Below are 26,600 nucleotides of genomic sequence, written 5' to 3'. Positions count from 1 at the left end.
TTATTGATCTTCGATCCGTGCAATAGAATGCACTTGCGGCTATAGTTTAATGCTCCAGCCCACCCCTACCGATACATCTGCTGAAGATTCGCTCATCCCCATTGAGATGGTGGAGTTAAGTGTGGCTCTTTCAGAGGCGATAAAGCCTAAGCCTGCGCCAAAATCCAAAGGAGGATCGTAATCATTAATAATTTCGGTGTATCCGGTAAGCGTACTGTTAATGAACCATTTTCCTCCACCGATCCAATGGCTCACCCCAAAGGTATATGAGATAGGATCTTTCAGCTCCAGATCCGGAAGGTCTCCAAACCACCACTTTGTCAGGTCTGCGAAAAAGAAAAAATCTTCCAGTCGGTGTGAAACCGATGCTCCCAGGCCTATATCCCATTCTCCGGTTCCGAACCCGGTATTCGGATCGGCGACAGGCACTTTCAGGCTGGTATTCAGCTGAATATTGGTATCTCCATGAGGCGAGGTGAACAACTTCACATTTGCAAACAGCGTTGGGTCTCCAAAACTGGATTCTGTATAAGAAGCCGTATCCGGTATTATGATAGGCGGGTCATCAGAGGCAATCTTTCTTGCTGTAAAATCCGAGGTATTTCCTCCGCCATCGCCATCGCCTTTTCCCGGCCGGCGACCTGTTGAATCCTGAAGAAATTTATGTTGAGGACCTCCGGTGGGGAGAAAGCCCGCTGCGCCATATGAGATCCAGGGAGAATTTTGCACGATATATGGTACCGAGAATGAAATACTCATCCGTTCGCCGTTGATTCCAAGGCCATTCGAGAATGAAAAGGTTTCCGTCGTTTTATCAAAAAAATACGTGCCGGAGGTGTATTGCATACTTCCCGAATAAGAAACCTGCTGAGCCTGCACACCGGAAGAACCGATAACCCACAAGCTCAGCATCACCACCACATATAACCCTACATTCGATCTGATGGCACTCATCGCCAACTCCCGATAAGATTAATTGTATTTATACTTTCGTTAAAATAACTACTCAGACTCTGATCGAGCGGTTTGCTCCTGTTCCTGTAGTCTCAGCCGGATTTGATCCATAGCGGTAAGTGCTTCTTCGGCCTTGCCGGTCATATCATTCAGGTGAAGGCGTAAGCGCTCCATTTCTTGTCTCATTTCACGGTCTTGCAACATTTCCTGATCCTGAAGCATAAGGTTGCAACGCTCAGCGGCATTTTTCATGGTTCCAATCGTCAGGGCAAGCTGCTCTCCAAACCGGTACATGTTTTGGTATTGATTTCGCAACTGCTCATTTTGAGTCTGCTCCATCTTTTTGTTCATCTCCTGATTCATTTTCTGAGCTCGTTCCTGAAGCTGATTCATCTTTTGCATCATTTGTTGAGCTTGTTGCATCTGCTGCTGCATTTGTTGCTGCTGTTGTTGGCCCTTTTGTTGCCCAAATGCATTCACACTCAAAAATAAGATCATCAGAAACACAGAGGTTATCTTTGATATTGTTTTCATTGTTCTCTCCTAAATTTATTGTCACAATGATTGTTATTGTGAAAAACAGTTTATGCAAAGCTCATTTTTAAGTTGAACTGTATATCCCCAACCGCATGTAGTGATTTCCCTATATGCGATTTACAAAAAAAGGCTCCTTCAAAAAGGAGCCTTTAATGATGCTGAGCTACTGTTGTTTAAAGTCCCTAAAAATACTTAGGATACGAGGGAAGCTGCTGATTCAAGGTTTATATTATTTGGATAAATACAAGCTCTTGAACTCGTAAGGTTTCTTGAAGTGCTCATCGTTGAAATCCTTGGCAAAGTAAATGCTTTCCCCTGTTGATTTCATTTCCGGACCGAGCTCCTTCTTCACTTCCGGGAATTTATCGAATGGGAACACCGGCTCTTTGATGGCCCAATTTTCCAGCTTCGATTCCAGGTCGAATTCCTTGAGCTTGGCGCCGAGCATCACCTTCACACCAATGGCTGCTTCCGGACGCTGGGTGGCTTTGGCCAGAAATGGAATGGTTCGCGTGGTACGAGGATTGGCTTCCAGCACGTACACCTTCTCATCCTTCACCGCGTACTGCACATTCAGGAATCCAAGGATCTCCATATTCTCCGCGATCTTCTCCTGATATTCCTCAATGGTCTTGATGACTTCATCACTAAGCGAATAGGGTGGAATGACCGCCGTGGAATCTCCGGAATGAACTCCGGCGGGCTCGATGTGCTGCATGATTCCGGCAATATGAAGCTGACCGCCATCATACACCGAATCCACATCTACCTCGATCGCCTGCTCCAGGTATTTATCGATCAGGAAGGCATTTTCGGGATGGGTTTTCAGGATGTTGGCTACATATTTTCGCAGTTCTTCCTCTTTCACGGCGATCCGCATGCCCTGTCCTCCAAGCACGTAACTTGGGCGAATCAGCACGGGATAGCCAATTTTGTTGGCGATTTTTACAGCATCTTCCACTTCAAAGGCCGTTCCATATTCAGGAAACGGGATGTCAAGTTTTTGCAGGAATTTGGAGAACTCGCCGCGGTCTTCGGCAAAGTCGATCATGGCAAAATCGGTCCCAAAGATCTTGATGCCTTCTTCCACAAACCGTTTTCCGAGCTTGAGCGCCGTTTGTCCACCCACCTGCAGGATGACTCCTTCGGGTTTTTCGTGGTCGATGATATCCAGCACGCGCTCCCAATACACCGGCTCAAAGTAGAGCTTGTCCGCAAAATCGAAGTCGGTGGAAACGGTCTCGGGATTACAATTCACCATAATGGCTTCGTAGCCCATTTCTTTGGCAGCCAGAACCGCATGCGTGCAAGAGTAATCAAACTCGATACCCTGTCCAATTCGGTTCGGGCCGCTACCCAGGATCAACACTTTTTTCTTGTCGGTGACTTCGCTTTCATTCTCCCCTTCGTAAGCAGAATAGTAGTATGGGGTTTGAGCTGGGAATTCAGCCGCACAAGTATCTACCATTTTGAAGGATGGGGTGAGTCCTAATTCTTTTCGGCGATCACGGACTTTCTTGTCGTCCACTTTTTCACCGCTTTTGCTAAGCAGATACGCGATTTGTGAATCAGAGAATCCGGCTTGTTTCAGCTCAAAGAAATCGTCTTTCGTAATATCTTTAAGCGCCTGCCCTTCGGTGCGATTCTCCAGAGTAACCATATACCGAATCTGCTGCAGGAACCACGGATCTACTTTGGTAATATCCGCAATTTCTTCTACCGAAGCACCCAACTTGAAAGCATTTCGGATTTGCATGGAGCGATCCCAGTAGGGTTTCAGGAGACGCTCGCGAACGGTTTTTCGATCAAATTCTTCGTAGCCGTCTGCGCCCAATCCATCGCGACCAACTTCCAGTGATTGCCAGGCTTTGTTTAGTGCTTCCGGAAAATTTCGCCCGATCGACATCACTTCACCCACAGCTTTCATTTGTGTGGTCAGCTCTTCATCCACACCGGGGAATTTATCGAAGTTGAATCGTGGGATCTTGCACACCACATAATCAATACTTGGCTCAAAACAAGCTGAAGTGGTGCCCGTGATCTGATTTTTGAGCTCGTCCAGTGTATAACCAACGGCCAGCTTAGTGGCTACTTTCGCGATCGGATACCCCGTTGCTTTCGAAGCGAGTGCCGAAGAACGACTTACCCTTGGATTGATCTCGATCGCAACCAACCGGTCACTTCCCGGCTCCATCGCAAACTGCACGTTACACCCGCCGGCGAAGGTTCCGATACTGCGCATCATCTTGATGGCCGAATCGCGCATGTGTTGCAGCTGCTTGTCGGTAAGGGTTTGGGTTGGAGCCACCGTAACAGAATCTCCGGTGTGAACGCCCATTGGATCCATGTTTTCGATGGAGCAGATGATGATCACATTATCGTTGGCATCCCGTAAAAGCTCCAACTCATATTCCTTCCACCCAAAAATAGATTCCTCGATCAGCACCTGGTGCACCGGACTCATTTCCAGTCCGCGCAGCACCTTTCGCTCAAACTCATCTTCATTCCACACGATTCCGCCACCGGCTCCACCCATGGTAAACGAAGGGCGGATCACGATCGGCAGGCCTCCCAATTCTTCTTTGATCTCTTTGGCATCAAGGAGAGATTGAGCTGTTCTACTTTTACACTGTTCGATACCGATCTCTTCCATCTTATCGCGGAATAATTGGCGATCTTCAGTAAGCTCGACCGCATCAATATCTACCCCGATGATCTTCACATTATTATCTTTCCAGAAATTCTCTTTTTCCAGGTCCCGGCAGAGGTTCAAGCCGGTTTGACCGCCCATGGTAGGGAGTACCGCATCGGGTTTTTCCTTGGCTACAATTTCCCGGATGGAATCAGTGGTCATCGGCAGCATATACACGGCATCAGCCATGATCGGATCCGTCATAATGGTGGCCGGATTTGAGTTGATAAGCACAATTTCGTATCCCTCTTCTTGAAGAGAGCGGCAGGCTTGAGAACCCGAGTAGTCAAATTCGCAAGCCTGACCAATTACAATAGGTCCTGAACCAATGATCAAAATTTTGTGGATGTCGTCGCGTCTGGGCATGTTTTTTTGAGTGGTTAGTTTTGTGGTAAAGTGAGTTCAATGTTGGTTCTCGTTACGTAGCTCTGCTGCGTAACGCTTGATAGAGGCTCTGCCTCCTGTATGGGAAAAGTGCAAAGCCACTGGCTACTTACACCCTTCGCCCGACTTCGCATTCGCTCAGTCCGACACCTCCCTCCAGGGAGGATTTTTCTTCTTCTTTATTTCAGTTTTAGCTGTTCATTCTTCAATGTTCACTTCCGCATCATATCTATAAACTGATCGAACAGGTACGCTGAGTCATGTGGTCCGGGTGAGGCTTCGGGGTGATACTGCACCGAAAATCCCGGGAAGTTTTTGAACTTCAGCCCTTCAATGGTATTGTCGTTTAGGTTGATGTGGGTGACTTCCGCAATGTTCTCATCCAGCGAATCTTCATCGACGGCAAAACCGTGGTTCTGGGTTGAAATTTCTACCAAACCGGTTGACAGGTTTTTCACGGGTTGATTGGCTCCTCGGTGACCCACAAACATCTTGGTGGTTTTGAGTCCCTCGCTAAGGGCCATCAATTGATGTCCGAGACAAATTCCAAAAACAGGTTTGCCGGTGCTTTTTGCGTAATTCACAGCTTCAAGAGCATACTCGGCGGTGGCCTGAGGATCCCCGGGTCCGTTACTGAAAAAGTAGCCATCGGCTTCCCATTCTTTGATCTCTTCGACTGAAGTCTTTGCCGGAAAGATCCGCAGCGTACAACCACGCTTATTCAAATTGTTGATAATATTCTGTTTGATCCCGTAATCAAAAGCTGCTACGCGGAAATCGTCTTTTCCATTGACGGTCTGAGCTTCAGATCGGGTGACTTTCGTTGCCAGCTCCAGTCCTTCCATATCATCCCAGTCTTTGGCCATTTGAACGAGTTTGTCTTCGTCCATTTCCGTACTGGAGATCACGGCATTCATCACGCCTTTTTCGCGGATATGACGAACCAGCATCCGGGTATCAACGCCTGAAATTCCGGTGATCTCATTATCCTCAAGATATTCCTGTAGACTCCGGTCGGCCATTCCGTTGCTATATTCATGAGAAAAGGCCCTACAGATAACTCCCGCCACCATCACTTTGCGGGCTTCATCATCCCGGGGCATGGTACCATAGTTTCCGATATGTGGATAGGTCATCATCATGAGCTGACCGTAGTAACTGGGATCGGTGAAGATCTCCTGGTAGCCGGTCATGCTGGTATTAAAACACAGCTCGCCACCGGTAATACCATCGTGACCGATAGCTTCTCCGTGAACCACGGTTCCGTCGCTGAGTGCAAGTTTGGCTTTTTTTCGTTCTTTTAGAGACATGGGTTAGATGTAGTTCTGGTTTGGTGAAATTGAAGTTGAGTGAAGGATTGTCACAAGCAAAATGCTTGCAGCCGATATCAATCGGACAGAATGAGGACTAAATTGGTTACGACGCGGAGCATCGTAACCAGTTGGTAATAAATTTCTCGCACTCCAAACACTAAGTATTGGTGCAAATGAAAGTTTTGCCTCGCTCCATACGCTTTGCGTTGGAGCGAATGGAAATTTTAGGTCAAAAAAAATCCGACTACGGAAACCGCGTCGGATTTGGGAAATAATATGAATAGGTAAAAAAAATACCATCACGACTGCGACCTCCTTTTTTTGAGGCTTCGCCGTTGTGATACATTTAAACTATGGATTGCTAAATCGTTAATTAGAGTGAGTGCTTCATTTGAAGTTTCACTAAGATAAGGAGAGGGAATTTTTGTTTCAATTAAGATTAGAGGTTTTTTGAGGCCCGGGAAATGAAATACTCTGTTTTAAATCTGAATTTTAGAAAATAAATACAGACTTTTGGTTCCCATTCACAGAAAAAAATCTTTTGATGAAATTAAAATTCCCTTCTCCTTACACCGTATTGATGCTCGTGATTGCACTGGCTGCCGTTGCGACCTGGCTACTGCCAGCCGGAACGTATCATACCATAAACTATAATGCGGGTGAAGAAATATTTGAGCTGAATTCACCGGATGGAATCCAAAAACTGGAGGCCACCGAACAGACGCTTCAGGATCTAAACATCAACATAGAGCTGGAGAAATTTAAAAGTGGCGCAATCACACGATCGGTATCTGTACCGGGCACATACGAAACCATCGAGTCTGATCCGCAGGGAATTATCGATGTGTTCATGGCCCCCATTTTGGGAATGTACGATGTGATTGACATCATACTGCTGGTGCTCATGATCGGTGGATTCATCGGGGTTTTTAATCATTCCGGAGCGCTGGATGAGGGCATTGCCTTCCTCGCCGGAAAGCTGGAAGAAAGAGAAGTCATTCTCATTATTATAGTGGCGGTTTTGATGGCAATCGGTGGCTCAACCTATGGGATGGCTGAGGAGACCCTCGCTTTTTATCCGCTTTTAGTGCCCGTTTTTCTGGCGGCGGGATACGATCGGTTGGTTCCCTTGGCCGTCATTGTGATCGGCTCCCACTTGGGTGTGATGGCCAGCACTACGAATCCTTTTTCAACCATCATCGCTTCCGATATTGCCGGCATCGACTGGACGGTAGGATTGAGCAGCCGCCTTGGGATGTTATTTATAGGAATTACAGCCTCCCTGATCTACATAAACCGATACGCAAAAAAAGTAAAATCCAATGCTTCATTTTCCCTGTTGAAAGGAGATTCCGAAAACGATAATCCATTTTCAGTTGTCAAGATTGATCGGTCTATCTCAACTTTGCCTTTGAAAACAATCCTGCTGCTCACCTTATTTGGCGGCACTTTTGGGGTGATGATCTATGGTGTGGCCATTCTGGGCTGGTGGCTGGCTGAAATGACGACCTTATTTCTCATCTCCTCCATTTTGATGGGTTTTCTGTTGCGGATCAACGAACGGGATTTCATTCGGGAATTCGTGGATGGGGCCAAAGACCTGCTGGGTGTTTGTTTCATTATTGGGATTGCACGAGGAGTAACCGTGATCATGAACGCAGGTAGTATTTCCGATACCATTTTATTTAATGCTGTAGAATTGGTGGAAGGCACCTCCGGATTTGTATTCTTACCGGCACTTTTACTCGTCTATTTTGTGCTGGGATTTTTCATTTCCTCCACTTCCGGGTTAGCGGTGGTTTCCATGCCTATCATGAGCTCCCTTTCCCAAATGATTGGCGTGCCCATTGAAGAGATCATAAATGCCTACCAGTTTGGAATGGGTTTAATGCTTTTTGTGTCTCCTACCGCGCTCATATTACCCTCTCTTGCCATGGTTAATGTGAATTACAATACCTGGCTAAAATTCATCTGGCCACTGATGTTGATACTCGCCGGTATTGCCATTGGCATTCTCTGGCTGGGACTGATGTTTTAGGGGTGAAAGTTGTTGAATCGCGGATTAGGTGGATTACGAGATGGACAAGGATTTTTAGAATCAATGAAATCCGCCAAATCCGTGATTCCAATCATTTTGCTATATTTCTGAGCAAATATTTCGGGAATAAACAGGGGAACAATGGAATCAGATCTAAAACACCATGATCTAACAGGAAAAATAATCGGGGCTTCATATCGGGTTCATCAATTTTTAGGAAATGGATTTCAGGAAGTCATTTATCAGCGAGCACTCGTTTATGAATTTGAAAAAGCTGAATTAACATTTGAGCGGGAAATAGATCAACAAATATTCTACAGGGACCTTGAGTATCCAATAGGAACAAGAAGAGCAGATTTTGTGGTAGATGGAAGAGTGCTTGTGGAGATAAAGGCCGTATCAGAACTGGAAGATGTTCATATGGCCCAAGCATTGAATTATCTAAAAGCGTATAAATTAGAAGTAGGTTTGCTGATTAACTTTGGGTCAAAAAGTATGGAGTTTAAGCGGTTGATACTTTCAAGGCGGTAGAATCGCGGATTTAGGGATTTCACGGATTACTTTGAAATCCGTGTTGATCCTGTAATCCGCCAAATCCGCGATTCAAAAGCTATGAACTAAACCTCCTGGGCGTCTCCTTCACCAAAGAGCCCGTCAGGGTCGCCAATCCACTCACTAACCCTCCGATAATTCCAGTAATCAGCACAACCAAAAGTGGAGAGCCAACAGAAAGCATTTCCGCAATTCGTGTAGATAGAATAGCATCATTCGCAAAGTGAATATAGAGGGCTTGTCCACCCCAGAGCAGGAAAACGGCTAAAAATCCCCAGCCAAAAGAAGGAACTGCTTTTTTGTTGAAAAGATAGCCAAAAACAAGTCCCGGAATGGCAATGCACCACCAGGGCAAGAACAGGTTTAGCAGAAATGCAGTAATTAAAATAGCAGCAGCAAGCAGCATATATAAGGCATTAAGTTGAAATGAAGATGGAGTGTAGCAATTATTTTTAAAAGCTGTAACTGATTTATGTCAATTTTGGATTTCTGTACTTTTGGAATGAAATTCAGTTTTAAAATCAATTCATTTTATCATTATGAAAAACCAATTCCTTGTTGCAGCACTACTTTTCATTTTACCTGCTACTCTGTTTGGGCAGGATGTGTACTATCCCGAAGCCTGGGGCAATTGGGAGAAAAAATCCCCGGCAGAAGTGGGGTTGAATGCAGAAAAGATTCAGGAAGCCATCCAGTTTGCCCAAGACAATGAAACGGATAATCCCCGCAGCATGGAGGAAAATCACTATGGCACTTTTGGGCGTGAACCGTTTGGAGATGGCATCGGACCGTTCAAGGACCGAGGCGAGCAAACAGGCATTATCATTAAAAACGGATATATTGTTGCAGAATGGGGAGAGCCATTTCGGGTAGACATGACTCATAGCGTGACCAAGAGTTTCTTAACGACCACCATTGGAATTGCCTACGACCGCGGACTCATTCGAGATGTAAACGATAAAGTAGATGCATACATGGCACCCATTATGGTGATGGAATGGGATAACAATCAAAACAAAGCCGATGCTTTTAAAGAAGCCAAATTTATGGAGCCGTTCAAAGGTGCGCATAATTCCAAGATCACCTGGAACCACCTCCTGCGGCAAACTTCGGATTGGGAAGGCACGCTTTGGGGGAAACCGGATTGGGCCGATCGTCCCTCCGGAGACCGTTCTGAGTGGATGACCCGCAAGCGACACGAGCCCGGAACCGAATGGGAATACAATGATGTGCGTGTAAATCTTCTCGCTCTTGCTGCTATGAATGTTTTGCGTGAACCGCTCCCGAAAGTTCTTCGCGAAGCAGTGATGGACAAAATAGGAGCTTCCCCAACCTGGCGCTGGATGGGGTACGAAAACTCCTGGGTCATCATCGATGGGCAGCAAATGCAGGCCGTTAGCGGTGGAGGTCACTGGGGCGGTGGCATGTTCATCAGCGCAAGAGATCAGGCTCGTTTTGGGTTACTAACCCTCCGAAATGGAAAGTGGAAAGACGATCAGATCATCTCCGAAGAGTGGAACAAAATGGCTCAGACTCCCACCGAAGCAAATACCAATTACGGGTTCATGAATTGGTTCCTGAATGTCAACAAAGATCGACTTCCAAGCGCCCCGGAGTCAGCCTTTTTCCATTTAGGATCCGGAGTGAACATGGTATATGTGGATCAGGAGAACGATCTTGTTATAGTGGCCCGATGGATCAAGAATGATGCCATGGACGGAATTGTTAAACGCGTTCTGGAATCTATTGAATGATCATCTCATTTCCTTAAAACACATTCCAAAAGAAACCTTTTTTTCTATTACCTTACTCACATGGGATTACTTTTATTTTATTTACTTTTGGCCATCGGCGTATCTTTTCTTTGCTCTATTCTGGAGGCCGTTCTTTTATCTATTTCTCCATCTTTTGTGGCAGTCCTTGAACGGGAGGGACATAAAAGCGGTAAAATTCTCAGAGACCTGAAAAAAGATATAGATCGCCCTCTATCTGCCATTCTCAGCCTGAATACCATTGCCCATACGGTGGGCGCGGCCGGTGTAGGGGCGCAAGCACAGGTTGTTTTCGGCAATACTTATGTAAGCCTTACGTCAGCACTTTTAACCTTAGCTATTTTGATCTTTTCCGAGATCATCCCAAAAACCCTGGGGGCTACATACTGGAAAAAACTATCCGGATTTGCCGCTCGGACCACTAAGTTCCTGATCATCATAACCTATCCGCTGGTGGTGCTTTCCCAGTGGATCACCAAGTGGCTTTCCAGCGAAGACAAACAACCCACCGTTAGCCGGGAAGAATTCAGCGCTATGGCAGAGCTGGGATTTGAAGAAGGTGTGTTCGAAGAAGGAGAGTCCAATATTTTTAAGAATCTGATTCGTTTTCGATCCCTCAAAGTGAAGGATATCATGACCCCTCGCATTGTGGTAGTGAAATTTCAGGAAGACAGAACCATTAAGGAAATCCTCCAGAAAAAAGAGGAACTTCGGGTTTCTCGGATGCCTGTTTTTGGAGAAAATGAAGAAGATATCACCGGATACATTCTCAAGAACGACCTCTATTACAATCTTTCGGAAGGAAACGGAGAAATGCCGTTAAGAGAGATCAAACGGGAAGTACTCATTTTGCCGGAAACCATTTCTTTAAAAACCCTCTTTGAGCGCCTCCTCGAAAAACAAGAACACATTGCAGTGGTTGTAGACGAGTACGGCGGGTTTTCCGGAGTGGTCACCATGGAAGATGTCGTCGAAACCCTGCTGGGCATGGAAATCGTGGATGAAATCGATGCTATCGAAGATATGCAGAAACTGGCTCGTGAAAAGTGGAGAGAGCGGGCCAAGCGACTGGGTATTGTGATGCCGGAGAAGGTTAAAAAGTCTGAATAAAAGACCCCTTTTGTAAAGACTTTTCAACCTACTTTTTCAACTCATTCATTTCATTATATTCCCGAAGCACATCAACTAAAACGGGATATTATGAAACGCTTATTCGGATACATTCTTACCACACTTCTCTTACTAACTTTTACGGCTGAACTTTTTGCACAAGGCACTCAACTGCTTCGAGAACCAACCATTTCGGACAACAGCATTGTGTTTGTACATGCGAACGATCTTTGGAAAGTGGATAAATCAGGTGGTGATGCCATACGACTTACTTCCAACATCGGTGGCGAGGGTAACCCACACTTTTCGCCGGATGGAAGTATGATCGCTTTTACCGGTCAGTATGATGGAAATGCAGATGTATTTGTGATTCCGGCTGAAGGAGGTTCGCCCCAACGACTCACCTGGCACCCCGGTACCGATGAAGTCACGGGATGGACGCCCGGTGGCGAGATCTTATTTCGATCTACAAGAACGGCTCGTCCCACCCAAATGAATCGTATCTGGAAAGTGAACACCGAGGGTGGAATGCCTGAACCTCTGCCGGTTGAGCGCGCTGCTCGCGGGGAGATGTCGGAAGATGGGAAATATCTCGCCTACAACCCGATCACTTTCTGGGATCCGGAATGGAGAAACTATCGCGGTGGACAGGCTCAACCGATCTGGATCGTAAATCTGGAGAATTATGATCTTATTCAAACACCTCGCACCGATAATGAAAGACATACTGACCCTGTTTGGATGGATGGAACCGTATACTATTTATCGGAACGGGATTTCGCGAATAATATCTGGTCTTTCAATCCTGAAACTGAAGAAGAACAACAGCTCACCTTTCATTCCGATTTTGATGTGAAAAGCCTGGATGCGGGCTTCGGGATGATCGTCTACGAACAGGGTGGATACCTGCACCTGCTGAATCCTGAAAACGGCGAAACCGAACAGCTCGAAATTCACGTGGCCGGCGACATGAACTGGGGCCGCCCCCGCTGGGAAGAACCCAATGCCTTTAGTTTGAACAATGCCGCCATTTCCCCAACGGGTAAGCGTGCAATTTTCCAATTTAGGGGTGAAATTATTACGGTACCAAAAGAGAACGGAACCTGGAGAAATCTCACTAATTCTTCCGGAAATGCAGATCGATATCCGATTTGGTCACCCGATGGAAGTCAGGTTGCCTGGTTTTCAGATGCTTCCGGCGAATACACCCTGATGATCGGGGATCAATATGGAATTGAAGAGCCCAAAATGATCGAGCTTCCCAATCCTACGTTTTATTTCCGCCCCGATTGGTCGCCCGATGGCAAATACATCGCATATACAGACACCGACTACAACCTATGGTATGTGAACGTGGAATCCGGTGATGCCAAGAAAGTGGACACCGACGGATATGCACATCCAAACCGAACGCTGAATCCCGTTTGGTCTCCGGATAGCAAATGGATCGCGTATGTTAAACTGCTCGATAATCAGTTCAAAGCAGTTCATGTACATAACATAGAAAGTGGAGAAACACATCAACTAACGGATGGCATGTCGGATGCCATCACGCCGGTTTGGAGCGAAGATGGCAATTACCTCTATTTCCTTGCCAGCACCGATTATGGCCTCAACACCGGCTGGCTGGACATGAGCTCCTACAATATGCCGGTGACCCGCGCGCTGTATATGATCGTATTGAATGATGATGATCCTTCACCGCTTCTTCCAAAAAGCGATGATGAAGAGGAAAAAGTCGAAAACGAGGAATCGTCCGAGAATGGAGATGAAAAAGTTGAAGTAGTGATCGACCTCGACGGAATTGCTCAAAGAACGCTTGCCGTGGATATCCCACAACGCAATTATACCGGTTTGATGCCCGGCCCCGGAGGTGATGTATTTTATATGGAATCCGTGGAAAATGAAGGAACGAGGTTGCACAAATTTGATCTCGCTAAACGAGAAGGCAGCTTATTCATGAGCAATTTCAATGAAGGAGCAGTTTCACAGGATCGCAAAAATATGCTCTATCGCAGCGGTGGAAGCTGGGACATTGTGGGAACTGAAACCGGTGAGAAAAAAGCCGGTGATGGCAGCCTCAATATCTCAGGTATTAAAATAAAAGTAGACCCACAGGAAGAATTTCATCAGATATTCCGCGATGGCTGGCGCTTTATGCGCGATTTCCTGTATGTGGATAACATGCATGGCGCCCCCTGGCAGGAAGTGTACAAGTGGTACGCTCCCTGGATTGATCACGCCAAGCATCGCACCGACCTGAATTATGTGTTGGATATCATGAGCGGTGAAGTGGCTGTTGGACACTCGTATGTGGGTGGAGGTGATTTCCCGGATCTGGAAGATGTTCAAGCCGGATTATTAGGAGCAGATATCTCCCTGCAAAATGGAGCCTATCGCATCGATAAAATATATACCGGCGAAAGTTGGAATCCTGATCTTCGAGCTCCACTTTCAGGTCCCGGCATTGAGGTAGAAGAAGGCGATTACATCCTGGCTGTGAATGGTAAAGAAATCAGTGCAGAAGAAAATTTCTATACACACTTTGAAGGAACCGTAGATCGACAAGTTCAGCTTTTGGTAAATGATGAACCAAATACCGATGGGGCCGAATTGGTGACCGTCGTTCCAATCTCCAGCGAGTATGGACTGCGAACTCGTGATTGGGTGGAAGGGAATCGCCGCATGGTAGATGAAATGTCCGACGGCCAACTTGCTTACGTTTGGGTTCCAAATACCGGAACGGGCGGCTACGAATATTTTAATCGCTATTACTTTGCCCAACAGGATAAAAAAGGGGCCGTAATTGATGAACGCAATAACGGCGGAGGTTCTGCGGCAGATTACATGGTGGATATTATGGCGCGTGAACTCCACGGCTTCTTCAACAGCAAAGCCGGTGACCGGAAACCGTTTACTACTCCAGGTGCGGGTATCTGGGGACCTAAAGTGATGGTCATCAACGAGCGCGCCGGTTCCGGTGGCGACTTATTGCCGTTTTTATTCCGTAAGATGGAAATCGGTCCACTGGTAGGCGCTAAAACCTGGGGTGGTTTGGTGGGAACCTGGGACACTCCTCCTTTTATTGATGGAGGCTATTTCGTTGCCCCGCGCGGTGGATTCTACAATCTCGATGGGGAATGGGATGTGGAAGGTGAAGGCATTGATCCCGATATCGAAGTGATGCAAACACCGAAAGAAGTCATCGACGGCCACGATCCACAATTAGAAGCGGCTGTGGAAGAGGCCCTGCGCTTACTGCAAAATTACGAAGACCCGATCATCCCAACTCCCGAAGATCCTGTACGCTGGAAACGACCGGATCGTAATGATAATTGATTTCGGTTCTTACCTTTAGCGAGACTCTATTAAACCTCCGCTCATAACACCGGCGGAGGTTTTTTGTTTCAGTTCTGTAAGAGGAAAATGCATTCTAACGAATTTCGAAAACACAGGGAATAACGGAAACCACCTTAGGTAAGCCATCAATGAATAAAGTATTGGGATCTCTGTCATCTTGTGTTTTCTTAATTTTTGGGTTCGTTTTGGAACCTGTCCGACCACCGGCGGATCAAGCCAAAATGAACAAGTTTTGCACTGAATGCGAACGAGTCCGATTTCAACACAGCACAAGCAAGACGCTTGCACTAGTGCACGAATTCTAAACTTCACTCTTGAATATTCCTTGCTCGATATTCAATATTCCCTTACAGATCATATTCGTTAAAACCCACCAATTCCGTATTTTTGAGACATGCAGAAAGAATTACAGATCCGCGTGTTACCCGAAGTGGCAGGAGAACCTCAACTACTTGAAGAAACCCTTATTCAAAAAGAGGGATTAGCAGCAGAAGATCTTCGCCACATCGAAATCCTCCGCAGCTCCATCGATGCCCGGGCCAAGCAGGCGTATTACAACCTGAAAGTTCGGCTTTATATCAATGAGGGATACGAGCCCGAAAAGATTTCCTTGCCGAATTACCCCAATGTCAGCAATGCTGAGGAAGTGATCGTGATCGGTGCCGGTCCCGCCGGACTATTTGCTGCTCTCGAACTCATGGAAAATGGATTGAAGCCCGTGATCATTGAACGGGGCAAAAATGCCAAGGATCGCATTCAGGACCTGAAAGGAATCAACGTAAAACACATCGTAAACGAGGATTCGAATTATTGTTTTGGGGAAGGCGGAGCCGGAACTTATTCGGATGGAAAGCTTTATACAAGATCCAAAAAACGCGGTGATGTCCAAAAAGTGCTTGAGTTGCTGGTAGGCTTCGGAGCGGTGAAACAAATTCTGGTAGATTCACATCCGCACATCGGAACCAATAAGCTGCCGAAGATCATCGCCAATATGCGGAAATGTATTTTGCAGAACGGCGGTGAAATTCACTTTAACACTCGGGTCACGGATCTTATTACGGATTCATCTTCTATCAAAGGCGTAGTAGCTCAGGATGGAACCAAATTTCATGCAAAAAATGTGATCCTCGCTACCGGACATTCCGCCCGTGATATTTTTGAATTGCTTTACCGAAAAGGCATTGAGATCGAACTTAAACCGCTGGCCATTGGTGTTCGGGTCGAGCATCCGCAATCGCTGATTGATACCATTCAGTATAGTTGTGAATCGCGTGGAGATTATCTGCCTCCGGCAGCTTACAGTATTGTAAAGCAAGTGGGTGATCGGGGGGTGTACTCGTTTTGTATGTGTCCGGGCGGAGTGATCGCGCCCTGTGCAACAGCTCCGGGTGAAATTGTAACTAACGGTTGGTCTTCCTCCCGACGCGCTCGTTCCACAGCTAATTCCGGAATTGTAGTTGAACTGAAACCCGAAGATTTCAAGCCATTCGAAAAATACGGACCGCTGGCAGCCATGGAATTTCAGCGATCCATCGAGCAAAAAGCGTGGGTTGAAGGCGGTAAAACGCAGACGGCTCCGGCGCAGCGCCTGCGGGATTTTATTAAAGGAGACGTTTCAGCAGATTTACCAAATACCTCTTATGCACCGGGCATCACTTCTGTGGAATTGGGCTCGGTTCTTCCTGATTTCATCCACAAAAACCTTAAAGAAGGATTTCTGAAATTTGACCAAAGCATGCGTGGTTATCTAACCAATGATGCCGTAGTTCATGCCCCTGAAACCCGTACTTCCAGTCCGGTTAAAATTCCCAGAGACCATGAAACTCTGCAACACGTACAGATCAGCGGACTTTATCCTTGTGGAGAAGGCGCCGGCTATGCAGGTGGAATTGTATCTGCAGCTATGGACGGAATGAAGTGTGCGAAGCGGATTAGGGTTTCAACCAAATAAATTTATAAAGCCTCTTATATCGCCATCCTGAGCGCTTATATAATAGTTCGGGGCTAAACTTTTTAACGCGAAGGATCTCAAACTTTGACACCTCCGAGTGATTTAACCTTTGAGACCCTTCGCGATAACCATCCTCTGATAATTTTAACTTCTGGAAGCTCAGAGTGACAACCGGTGGATAATTTTTCCACATTATCTCATAATTAGACTCTAATGAGTGAAAGTGAAACCTGTTTACAACCGAATTCAACCTCATAAGCCTCAATCAACGATCAGACCGGTTATCGGTCAAGGTCGAGTGCGGTGTTTTGATCAAAGCATGATCAAATAAGTCAGCTTCACTACGGCTGCCTGACTGTTCATGATGATATCTTTACGGGGATCGAACAATACTTCATTGTCTCCCGTCAGATGATAGGAAGTGTTGAATACAACAAATAGATCACTACCCGGAGTATGAATCCAGTCGATACGGATATTGGCTTGAATGTCCCGTGAAAAATTGTCGTATTGCAGAAGTGCCTTTGCGAATAGTTTTCGGCTTATAGCTCCCAGAATGGAAGTGGAAACCGTAGTTGCATCAAATTCACCGTTGGGTATGGGCAGATCTATGATGGAATGTTCCAGACTGCCCTCGATGTGCAAATGCTTCGATTGCCGAAACCCAAAACTACCACTTAGGTCGGTTCGATTTCCATTAAAAAACTCACCTATATTAAATCCGGCTGTGCCAAAAAGGCGTTTACTTTCATCAGAGCGGGCGTGTATTCCAAACAAAGTAAATGTGTAATCTCCGGAGGGTATCATCGCATTTTCACGGATCTCAAAAGGGCTAAACAAACGTTCAAACTGATGTTCAAATCCAACTTCAATACTCTGGCGGCTTTTAAATTCTGCTCGCGCAATTCCATTCAGAAAAGTTGTTTGCTTGACTCCATCCTGACCTTCGATGTAATCATAAGAAGTCCTGAAATTAAAGCGACCAAGTGAGGGGAGGTTTGAAAAATTCACGGTAGGATTATAGCTCAGATTCCCGGAATACTGCCTCATGTTTCGTCTCCTTACAAAACCCAGCGCCGGGTTATAGTTTTCACCCACACTGGTGTAAGAGAAGCCGGCTGCATAGGTATCATTTTGGAGCTGAAGACTGCCATGACCTGCTGCGTCATTCAGGGCATCCACATCATCCCAAACCTTTGTGTACCAGGCATTGAATTCGCTGGAGCTCCAGAATCGGTATTTTGCGTCAAAACCAAGTGCCCGATTGTACCCATTCACCTCTTCAACATTGGTGATGATGGAACCGACCGTAGCCCGTGGAAAGATGTTGGTTCGTACCCGGGCAACCGTATTGTTTACGGATTGACTCCCAAAAACCTGCTTCATGTTATCACCCGTCTCAATATTCAGTGCACCAATGGAAAACTTCCCAACCTGCCCGGTCATACGAGCCCCGGTAAGAATCTGATCGGTGAGTCCAATTCTTCTCGAGAAAAAAGTTTGGGTAGATCGGTTATTCCCATGCTCAAACAAGCCGGCTCGTTCCAGAAAAAACTCGCGCTTTTCAGGGAAGAATAAGCTGAAACGGGATAAGTTCAACTGCACATTGTCCGATTCAACCTGTGCAAAATCGGTATTAACGGTCATATCAAGAGTGAGGTTGGAAGTAATCCCCCATTTCAGGTCTCCGCCAATATCGTAGGTATAATCTATTTCTGTGTTTTCATTCTGAAGGTCGGGTCGTATTTCCTGGGCTCCGGAGATCACATAAGGTTTGATCTCAATATTATGGCCACGACGGATATTCTTAATTCCTTTTACCACTCCATACTGGGAAGCGGCGGCAAGCACGCCAAAACTTCCGCCATATTCCATGCCAATTGCCGGCCAAAGTACGCGTTCGTTTTTTCGATTGATCATACGGGAAAGCATCAGCCCGAATTCCAATTCTTCTCCTTCCGGGAAACGCAGCTGCCTGAAGGGGATAGCCACTTCCAGCGTCCAGCCTTCCTCATCAATGGTCGTTTCGCTAAGGAATACGGCGTTCCATGAAAAGCTGTCGTAAGTGATGGTTTCATCGGTGATCAGGGCATCGTCCTGAGTACCCAGTGCATTCATCTCAAAAAGGTACGCATTTCGGCCTTCCTTGAACGTGTCGATGCCGATGTATGCATGGTCGTCCCGATTATTTCTTCCACCGCGTTCCAGATTTTTGGCACGGATGAGCTCCGGATTGTCATCATAGAAACGAAAGGCGAAATACAGGTTATCCCGATCGTAAGCAATGCGCACTTCTGTATCTTCAGTAGCAGGGGCTCCATCGTTCGGCCAAACTTGGGTAAACGTGGTAATGGGGGTAATTTCATCCCAAACCGGATCATCCAAATTTCCATCTATATAGGGAGCTGATTCAGCAAAAACAGCCTCAACTTCAAAAGCAGAAGATAATCTTTCGTTATCAGAATTTTGAGCTTCTGCATTAAAGCCAGAGCACAATGCTAAAAACAGGAATGTAGATAAATGACGCTTCATCAATAAGTTAGGGAATCAGGTTTGTTTACGGAAAGCTCAATATTACTCAATATATAAACCTAGGGATTGTAAAAAAGTTTAAACAGATATGCTATTCGAGCTTTGTGAGGCTGTGCAAAACCCCTGCGCGTTAAGCCCTCCCAAAAGCAGTTTTTACAACATGATCAAATAGGTCAGCTTAACAATCCCAGCCTGATTATTCAAGATCAGATCTTTTCTGGGATCAAACAAAGGCTCATTATCTCCGGTTATATGATGCGATGTATTGAAGACGAGGAAAAGATCGCTGCCCGGTGTATGAATCCAATTGATACGCAGGTAGGTTTGAATATCCCGTGAAAAGTTGTCGTATTGGATAAGCGCTTTTGCATATAACTGTCGGCTTATGGCCCCGAATATTGAAGTTGAAACGGTGGTGGCATCAAACGTACCGTTCGCAATGGGAAGATCGATCATGGAGTGATTCACGCCACCGTCGATGCTTAAATGTTTGTTATACCGGAAGCCCATATCAATCCCAAAATCTGTTCGGTTTCCGTTGTAAAAGCTTCCAAAGATAATACCGGCCGACCCATAAATACGCTGACTGTCATCGCTGCGGGCGTTTAAGCTAACTCGTTCAAAAGTATAATCTCCGGCAGGGATCACGGCATCTTCCCTGATGTTGAAAGGCACAAATAAGCGCTCAAACTGTTGATTAGCATTGATTCTCAAGCTTTTACTGCTGGTGAATTCCAACCCGAATGATCCTGAAACTTGAGAAGACTGCTTCACGCCGTCTTGCCCTTCAATAAAATCGTAGCTGCTGCCAAAATTCAGGCGAGCAAGGTTTGGCAAAAAAGATATTTGAACCTGTGGATCATATCCCAGATTACCGGAATACTGTCGCATATCTCGCCTGCGGACAAACCCTAAAGCCGGATTATAATTCCGCCCCACGTGAGTAAAGGAGAAACCGGCCGCATAGGTGTCGTTATCAAGTCTGAGACTCACGTGGCCGGCGTTATCGTTCAGAGTTTGCTCATCATCCCACACATTAGTGAACCAGGCATTAAAACTACTGGCATTCCAAAATCGATAGTTAGTATCAAAACCCAAGGCACGGTTGTACCCTCCATCAATTTGTTCCACATTTGTAGCGATGGCCCCTACGGTAGCACGGGGCATTACTTCAGCCTGAAGTCGCGCTACGGTGTTATTTGCAGAATTGCTGCCAAACAAATCGCCCATTTTGGTTCCCGTTTCGATGTTCATGGCTCCATATGAAAATCGCCCGGCCTGACCGGTAACCCGGGCTCCGGTTAAAATCTGATTGGTGAGGCCAATTCTTCGGGAGAAAAAGGTTTGGGTTGATCGTGAATTTCCGTGCTCAAATAATCCGGCTCGTTCTAAAAAGAACTCTCTTTTTTCAGGAAAGAAAAGGCTGAATCGGGATAAATTCACTTGCACGTTATCAGATTCTACCTGGGCAAAATCGGTATTCACAGTCAGGTCAAGCGTGAGGTTAGAAGTGATCCCCCATTTCATATCTCCGCCAATATCGTAGGTGGTTTTGGTTGAAGTAGTCTCCGTTTGCAGGTTGGGACGCGTTTCCTGAACCCCAGAGATCACATACGGTTTCAACTCAATGTTATTTCCACGCCGGATATTTTTGATCCCTTTCAAAACCCCGTACTGTGAAACCGCCGACCGAACCCCGTTATATCCACCATATTCCTGTCCTATGGCCGGCCAAAGCACACGCTCATTTTTTCGGATGATGGTCCGGGACAACATCAAGCCAAACTCCAACTCCTCCTCATCCGGAAAACGAAGCTGCCGAAAAGGGATGGCGACTTCCAAAGTCCAGCCTTCATCATCAATTTTGGTTTCAGTGATGAAAACCGCATCCCATGAAAATCCACTGTAGTCGAGATTTTCATCGGTGATAAGAGCATCATCTTGGGTGCCAAGAGCATTGGCTTCAAACAAATATGCATTACGACCATCCATGTAGGTATCCAGCCCTATGTAGGCGTGATCATCTCGACTATTGCGTCCGCCCCGCTCCAAATTACGTGCTTTGATCAGCTCGGGATCATCATCGTAAAATCGAAAAGCGAAGTACAGGTTGTCGCGGTCATAGGCAATTCGGACTTCGGTATCTTCGGTTGAGGGGGCACCATCATTCGGCCAAACCTGTGTAAATTGGGTGATCGGTGGGATATTTTGCCAGGCCACATCGTCCAGATTTCCATCAATGTAGGGAGCTTCTTCAACGAAAGTCGCCGTTGCTTCGAAGGCGGTTGGCCTGGGGGTAAGTTCAGCGGGTTGAGCCGTTGCCGGTTGAAAAAATCCTATATAAAAACATGCCAAACATGCGATGAGTAAAGATGACCTCATTCCTAAAATTGGTTTTTAGTGTGACTCCAATGAAGCATCAAAATTAGGGATATTTGGGAAGGCGGGGGTGTTAAAAGATGTGAGTTAATTTTGGTGACTTTAACTAACTGTTACTCCATGCAACTTGTTTTTTGAGAAGAGAGTTTATCAAAATAGAATAGTAAAGCTCTAAATTATAAAGAACTAACATGCGCATGTGATATATTATGTAGTAACTAATATATAGTGTAGGTTATAATTTGCATTCGATTGTAGAAATTTCAACCTATTGGAAATTTTAAAAAAGAAGAAAACCGGGTTATAATCTTTAAGAAAAAATAGAAATGTATTCGAATTCAAAATTGGGTTTAGGCTTTTTTTTGTTTATTCCACTTGTTCTTTCAATGCTTGGAATCAAACCCGAATCTTCAGCTAATGAAAAACTTCCGGAGGAAAAGCCTGCCCTTAAGACAGAACAAATAAAAAATGATCCGGATACCCTTTTTAGTGCTCTGAAAGTCCTTGAAATTGATGGCAAAGTTGTACAGTTAGAAACAACAAAATCCTTTCTTTTAGTATCCATAAAATCCATTTTTGATGAGCAAACAACCATACTGGCTTATCGTTACGATGGAGAACTAATCTGGGAAAAGAAATTCGATTCTAAAAATCCACGGGTAGCCGTTTCTAAGTATTCTGATGTCATAGTTATTAAAGAGCCTATTGTAAAAGAAGATCCTTATGATACTTCACTAAGAGATTGTAAGTATTCCGTTTTCGATAAATCCGGAAAAGAACTTTCAACATTTCAAAATCCTTGCTACTCGGTATTTCCAATGGGCAATTACGGCTATTTGGTAATTAATTCGGAAGGTCCGCATGCAAATATGTCTATCTATGATTTCAGGAGCAACGAATTTTATGATTACGTTGAACCGATTCATTATTCAACACCCATCGATACAAACAGGTTGATCACTTTTGACTGGGAACAGGAATTGAAGAACCCACAAGCTGTCGACTCCCTGCAAAATGTTTATAATGAAAACCGCAAAGAGATATACAACCGGAGAGCTGAGTTAAGAGAATTAACCACCGCGGAGAATAGAGATTCTGTAAACTCTTTAATAAACCAATTAAAGGATCAAGATCGAAATATTAGAAAAGAAACTACGGAGCAGATTAATAAAGTAAGTCAACGTAGAATTACCTCTTTGAAAATGGTCGATTTGACCCTTAGAGATGGAAAAGTATTCAGAAAAAGCACTCCATTACAAAAAACTTCTGAAGAGTTGAATTTCGGCATAAGGCTAAATATAAGACAGATTGCGTATGAACCAGGTTCTGGCAGCATTGGCTTTGTCGCAAATTTTTTGATGCAAGAAAATCCGGTTCAATTGAGTGAAAGAAAAATACTATTCCTTAATGATGACGGAAGCGTTTTAAATACTTTAAGTATCCCAGGCAGCATTCAGCAATTTGAATTTGTGAATGAATCAACGGTCTTGGTACTCACAGGAACAAGTTCAAAACTACCCACCGATTACAGTTTGTTGCTGTATGACTTCAGAAAAAGTCAGGTAATTTGGAAGAAAGACAATATCCCTTTTGGAGCACATGAATTTAGCCTGTTATTTCCGGGTGACAATTCTGATACTGTCATTATTCATACTAAAATTGCTCCCGAAAATCCCTGCAAGACTGACATTCTGGTCCTTGAAATTGAATCCGCAGAGCTACGTTGTCCTATGGTTTTCGATAATCATGAAATGCTTTATCATCCATCATTGATACAAAACCCAGCAAACCTCAAAGAATTCGCATTGCTAAACGCAAAAGAGAATAAAGTGATTTTTGCAGTATCAAATAGATAATTAATGTGACCTAAAGATGCACCTACTCCGCACTCTCCTTAATTGCATCTGCCACTCTTTGTGGAACCCGCTCATCAAAGGGACTTGGAATGATCTTATCTACCGACAGGTCTTCCACTGAATTGGCGATGGCTCTGGCCGCAGTGATGAACATCTTGGTGGTGAGGCGGGTCAGGCGTGCGTCCAGCGCTCCACGGAATAATCCCGGAAAAGCGAGTACATTATTGATCTGGTTCGGATAATCAGATCGTCCCGTAGCCACAACGGCAGCGCCGGCTTCTTTGGCGTCTTCAGGTAGAATTTCTGGGTCGGGATTGGACATGGCAAAGATGAACGGATCATCATTCATGGATTTCACCATTTCTTTGGACAGCACATTCGGCACGGAAACACCAATAAACACATCCATTCCTTTTACGGCTTCTTCCAGGCTTCCCTTACGCATTTGCTTGTTGGTGATATCCGCCATTCTATCTTTGGTGGAATTGAGATCCCCACGGTCTTTGTAGATGATTCCGCGGCTGTCGCACATAATCACATCTTTCACGCCCGCTGCAAACAATAATTTCACAATGGCTACTCCGGCGGCTCCGGCTCCGTTTACCACCACTTGCAAGTCTTCCATTTTCTTGTCGGTGAGCTTCAGGGCGTTATACATTCCGGCCAGAGTCACAATCGCCGTTCCATGTTGGTCATCATGAAACACAGGGACGTTCAATTCTTCTTTCAGTCGTCGTTCGATTTCAAAACAACGCGGAGCTGAAATGTCTTCAAGGTTGATCCCTCCAAAGCCGGGCGCTATGTTTTTCACAGTACGGATGATCTCTTCGGTATCTTGCGTATCAAGCACAATGGGAAAAGCATCTACAGAGGCAAATTTCTTAAATAACACGGCTTTTCCTTCCATTACCGGAAGGGCTGCTTCCGGGCCGATGTTTCCTAAGCCAAGCACGGCTGAACCATCACTCACAATAGCTACCATATTCCCTTTAGTAGTGTAGGTATAGGCTTTTTCTTTATCATCGGCGATAACCTGACAGGGGCGGGCAACGCCGGGCGTATAGGCCACACTTAGATCATCTTTCGTCTCTAACGGCATTTTTAACTCTACAGAGATCTTGCCTTTATACTTTTCGTGTGCTTCCAGTGCGAGTTTATCGTAATCTTTTTTTGACATCTTTCTGAACCGACCTTCTCTTATCAGTTTTTTCCTAATGAGTATTCGTTTCAACAAAAAAGGCGTTGCAATAATGCAACGCCTCAATTGAATCGCTTAAAGATAAGCATTTATTCATTTAACATAGAAGGCACATCAAAAGAATTATTTTCAGGATCGATATCAGCCATTCGCTCGGTTGGATCTATGATTACTCTTTGAATCTCCGAAACAGGCCGATCGATCGTAAAGCTGTATTCGGGCTGTACCCAGGGCCAGTCTTCCAGAACAGATCGCGGCATGTCAAACTCCATTGGTTTTTCTCCGCGCATCATGCGTAAAGGAATATAATATTGCTCGCTGCTGCCATCCTGATATTCTACAACAATATCCAGCGGCATAGGCATCAAGCCAATTTTTTCGAGATCAATAACTGTCTCATTGCCATTGCCGGCAACCGCTTTTATACCATAATCAATTGTTTTAGTGGTTTGAACAAAGTATTCATAATACCAATCCAGTATCATCCCCGATTCTTTTTCCATCAGATGGACAAAATCGAGATCGGTGGGATGCTTCATTTTCCACTCTTTGTGGTATTTAAGCATGCCATTGCGAAAATCTTCTCTTCCAATTATGTATTCAAGCTGATTAAGAAAGATCGCTCCCTTGGAATAGGCTGCAATACCGTATGCCTGATTTGTGTTATAATGATCGGCATGCGTTACCATGGGTTCCTCTTTACCGCTTTCAACAATAAAACGATACCCTCGATAGGACCCGGAATGTGGGTTGCCGTCACGGTCAAAGAGATGCGCCATCGTTTCTGAAGAAGCAAAGCTGGTGAAACCTTCATCCATCCACTCATACAGGCTTTCGTTGGTGGCCAGCACATTTTGATACCAGCTGTGATACATTTCATGAACCGTAACTCCAACTAAGCTACCAAGACTTCTGCCTCCGGTGATAAGGGTTCCCATCGGATACTCCATGCCTCCGTCTCCACCCTGAATGGTAGAAAACTGAGGATATGGATACACTCCAAAATGTTCATTTGCGTATTCAAAAGCACCAATTGTGTAATCTACCAGTTCTTCCCAGTTTTTTGTGTATTGCGCATTTTCTTCTTCAGAAGCGCCTTCCACAACGGCTGGCTGCTGATATAGAAAATGTAATTTGGGTCCGTTTGGAACCTGAGCAGTTACATGTTTGAAATCGGGATCAGCTCCCCAGAAAAAATCGATCACGTTTTCAGCTTTGAAATGCCAGGTCATTTTATCTCCGAAAGGCCGTTTTACCTTGGCTCCTTCGTCTTCATAGCCATACCCAATTTCATTTGGGTTTTGAAGGATTCCGGTCCCACCCAGCACATAGTCCTGATCGATGGTGATCTTCACGTCAAAATTACCAAAAGGAGCATGAAATTCACGTCCCACATACTCATTGGGATGCCATCCGCGAACGTCATACTCGGCCAGTTTCGGATACCATTGACTCATCGAAAATTCCACCCCTTCTGCATTATTCCATCCGGAACGACGAATTTGTAAAGGAACCTGGGCATCCCATTCCATCTTAAAAGTAGAAGTTCCACCGGGCTCAATGGGCTTGTTCAACTCCACCACCAACACAGTTCCATCAACAGTGTACTCAACTATTTCGCCATCCTGCGTGAGGGATTTCACTTTTTGATATCCAATTTCATCTTCTTCAAGGTGATAAATGCGGTCGCCCACTCGTCGGTCGGGATCGGCGATGGTTCGGGAGCGCACATCCATCATACTTCCCGGCTGGAATGCATTGAAGTAGAGGTGGTAGTACACCCGGTCCAGTGTTTCGGGTGAGTTGTTCGTGTACACCAAGGTTTGCTTTCCGGCATATTGATGATTCTCAACATCCACATCAATTTCCATGGTGTAATCCACTTCCTGCTGCCAATAGTCCTTGTTTTGAGCTTGAAGTGTACTAACTGCAAAAAATGTTATTAAAAGAAAACTTAGTAGCTGTTTCATAC

At 45.3% G+C, this 26,600-nt stretch carries 16 protein-coding genes; 7 read left to right on the top strand and 9 right to left on the bottom strand.

From position 1 onward, the window contains the following. Positions 1-39: 39 nt before the first annotated feature. The 4 genes from B151_RS0113780 to carA all read right to left on the bottom strand — a co-directional run bounded on the left by B151_RS0113780 (position 40) and on the right by carA (position 5,877). Positions 40-954 (bottom strand): hypothetical protein, encoded by a 915-nt coding sequence (locus tag B151_RS0113780; RefSeq protein WP_020404237.1) that lies wholly within the window; start codon positions 952-954, stop codon positions 40-42. 48 nt (positions 955-1,002) lie between these two features. After that, a complete protein-coding gene (locus B151_RS0113775; protein WP_020404236.1) occupies positions 1,003-1,488 on the bottom strand; it encodes a hypothetical protein in 486 nt (161 codons plus the stop codon). A 232-nt stretch (positions 1,489-1,720) separates the two neighbouring features. Further along, positions 1,721-4,549 carry a carbamoyl-phosphate synthase large subunit gene (gene carB, locus B151_RS0113770; protein WP_020404235.1) on the bottom strand — a complete coding sequence of 943 codons (2,829 nt, stop codon included), beginning with the start codon at positions 4,547-4,549 and terminating at the stop codon, positions 1,721-1,723. Between the two features lie 230 nt (positions 4,550-4,779). Beyond that, entirely contained in the window at positions 4,780-5,877 is a 1,098-nt protein-coding gene (gene carA / locus B151_RS0113765; RefSeq protein WP_020404234.1) for a glutamine-hydrolyzing carbamoyl-phosphate synthase small subunit, read from the bottom strand. Between the two features lie 544 nt (positions 5,878-6,421). Here carA and B151_RS0113760 point away from each other — a divergent pair. Both B151_RS0113760 and B151_RS0113755 read left to right on the top strand, forming a co-directional pair. Further along, positions 6,422-7,918 carry a hypothetical protein gene (locus tag B151_RS0113760; RefSeq protein WP_026166678.1) on the top strand — a complete coding sequence of 499 codons (1,497 nt, stop codon included), beginning with the start codon at positions 6,422-6,424 and terminating at the stop codon, positions 7,916-7,918. Positions 7,919-8,059: 141 nt separating this feature from the next. Then, complete coding sequence (locus B151_RS0113755; protein ID WP_020404231.1) at positions 8,060-8,449, top strand: GxxExxY protein; 390 nt, start codon at positions 8,060-8,062, stop codon at positions 8,447-8,449. Between the two features lie 79 nt (positions 8,450-8,528). Here B151_RS0113755 and B151_RS0113750 read toward each other — a convergent pair whose 3' ends face one another. Then, positions 8,529-8,876, bottom strand: a complete 348-nt coding sequence (locus B151_RS0113750; protein ID WP_020404230.1) for a hypothetical protein — start codon at positions 8,874-8,876, stop codon at positions 8,529-8,531. A gap of 133 nt (positions 8,877-9,009) precedes the next feature. Between B151_RS0113750 and B151_RS0113745 the strand changes: the two genes are divergently transcribed. From B151_RS0113745 to B151_RS0113730, 4 genes are all read left to right on the top strand, one after another. Next, entirely contained in the window at positions 9,010-10,224 is a 1,215-nt protein-coding gene (locus B151_RS0113745) for a serine hydrolase domain-containing protein (RefSeq protein ID WP_020404229.1), read from the top strand. A 60-nt stretch (positions 10,225-10,284) separates the two neighbouring features. Beyond that, on the top strand, positions 10,285-11,352 hold the full coding sequence (locus B151_RS0113740) for a CNNM domain-containing protein (protein ID WP_020404228.1): 1,068 nt from the start codon (positions 10,285-10,287) through the stop codon (positions 11,350-11,352). 90 nt (positions 11,353-11,442) lie between these two features. Next, the gene (locus B151_RS0113735) at positions 11,443-14,691 is read left to right on the top strand and encodes a S41 family peptidase (RefSeq protein WP_020404227.1); all 3,249 of its coding nucleotides are present in this window, start codon (positions 11,443-11,445) and stop codon (positions 14,689-14,691) included. A 415-nt stretch (positions 14,692-15,106) separates the two neighbouring features. After that, positions 15,107-16,663, top strand: coding sequence for an NAD(P)/FAD-dependent oxidoreductase (locus B151_RS0113730; protein ID WP_020404226.1), 1,557 nt, complete (start codon positions 15,107-15,109; stop codon positions 16,661-16,663). A gap of 312 nt (positions 16,664-16,975) precedes the next feature. On the opposite strand, the gene B151_RS0113725 is transcribed toward B151_RS0113730, so the two are convergent. Together B151_RS0113725 and B151_RS0113720 are read right to left on the bottom strand one after the other, a co-directional pair. After that, entirely contained in the window at positions 16,976-19,195 is a 2,220-nt protein-coding gene (locus B151_RS0113725; protein ID WP_020404225.1) for a DUF5916 domain-containing protein, read from the bottom strand. Positions 19,196-19,348: 153 nt separating this feature from the next. Continuing rightward, positions 19,349-21,577, bottom strand: coding sequence for a carbohydrate binding family 9 domain-containing protein (locus B151_RS0113720; protein ID WP_020404224.1), 2,229 nt, complete (start codon positions 21,575-21,577; stop codon positions 19,349-19,351). 341 nt (positions 21,578-21,918) lie between these two features. On the opposite strand from B151_RS0113720, the gene B151_RS0113715 reads away from it, so the two are divergent. Beyond that, on the top strand, positions 21,919-23,430 hold the full coding sequence (locus tag B151_RS0113715) for a hypothetical protein (RefSeq protein WP_157471023.1): 1,512 nt from the start codon (positions 21,919-21,921) through the stop codon (positions 23,428-23,430). A gap of 22 nt (positions 23,431-23,452) precedes the next feature. Here the strand turns inward: B151_RS0113715 and B151_RS0113710 are convergent, their stop codons facing one another. Together B151_RS0113710 and B151_RS0113705 are read right to left on the bottom strand one after the other, a co-directional pair. Beyond that, positions 23,453-24,607 carry an NAD(P)-dependent malic enzyme gene (locus B151_RS0113710; protein ID WP_020404222.1) on the bottom strand — a complete coding sequence of 385 codons (1,155 nt, stop codon included), beginning with the start codon at positions 24,605-24,607 and terminating at the stop codon, positions 23,453-23,455. A gap of 110 nt (positions 24,608-24,717) precedes the next feature. Further along, positions 24,718-26,598: a M1 family metallopeptidase gene (locus B151_RS0113705; protein WP_020404221.1), complete on the bottom strand. Its 1,881-nt coding sequence runs from the start codon at positions 26,596-26,598 to the stop codon at positions 24,718-24,720. Positions 26,599-26,600: the final 2 nt, after the last annotated feature.

The organism is Gracilimonas tropica DSM 19535 (assembly GCF_000375425.1).
GTDB classification, from domain to species: Bacteria; Bacteroidota; Rhodothermia; order Balneolales; family Balneolaceae; genus Gracilimonas; species Gracilimonas tropica.
Note: the sequence above shows the minus strand (reverse complement) of the source record. Positions and strands in the feature narration are given on the sequence as shown.

Bases quoted from the DNA above. Each gene is read 5' to 3' on its own strand.
- B151_RS0113780 (WP_020404237.1), bottom strand. From the start codon at position 954: ATGAGTGCCATCAGATCGAATGTAGGGTTATATGTGGTGGTGATGCTG.
- B151_RS0113775 (WP_020404236.1), bottom strand. From the start codon at position 1,488: ATGAAAACAATATCAAAGATAACCTCTGTGTTTCTGATGATCTTATTT.
- carB (WP_020404235.1), bottom strand. From the start codon at position 4,549: ATGCCCAGACGCGACGACATCCACAAAATTTTGATCATTGGTTCAGGA.
- carA (WP_020404234.1), bottom strand. From the start codon at position 5,877: ATGTCTCTAAAAGAACGAAAAAAAGCCAAACTTGCACTCAGCGACGGA.
- B151_RS0113755 (WP_020404231.1), top strand. From the start codon at position 8,060: ATGGAATCAGATCTAAAACACCATGATCTAACAGGAAAAATAATCGGG.
- B151_RS0113750 (WP_020404230.1), bottom strand. From the start codon at position 8,876: ATGCTGCTTGCTGCTGCTATTTTAATTACTGCATTTCTGCTAAACCTG.
- B151_RS0113745 (WP_020404229.1), top strand. From the start codon at position 9,010: ATGAAAAACCAATTCCTTGTTGCAGCACTACTTTTCATTTTACCTGCT.
- B151_RS0113740 (WP_020404228.1), top strand. From the start codon at position 10,285: ATGGGATTACTTTTATTTTATTTACTTTTGGCCATCGGCGTATCTTTT.
- B151_RS0113735 (WP_020404227.1), top strand. From the start codon at position 11,443: ATGAAACGCTTATTCGGATACATTCTTACCACACTTCTCTTACTAACT.
- B151_RS0113730 (WP_020404226.1), top strand. From the start codon at position 15,107: ATGCAGAAAGAATTACAGATCCGCGTGTTACCCGAAGTGGCAGGAGAA.
- B151_RS0113725 (WP_020404225.1), bottom strand. From the start codon at position 19,195: ATGAAGCGTCATTTATCTACATTCCTGTTTTTAGCATTGTGCTCTGGC.
- B151_RS0113720 (WP_020404224.1), bottom strand. From the start codon at position 21,577: ATGAGGTCATCTTTACTCATCGCATGTTTGGCATGTTTTTATATAGGA.
- B151_RS0113710 (WP_020404222.1), bottom strand. From the start codon at position 24,607: ATGTCAAAAAAAGATTACGATAAACTCGCACTGGAAGCACACGAAAAG.
- B151_RS0113705 (WP_020404221.1), bottom strand. From the start codon at position 26,598: ATGAAACAGCTACTAAGTTTTCTTTTAATAACATTTTTTGCAGTTAGT.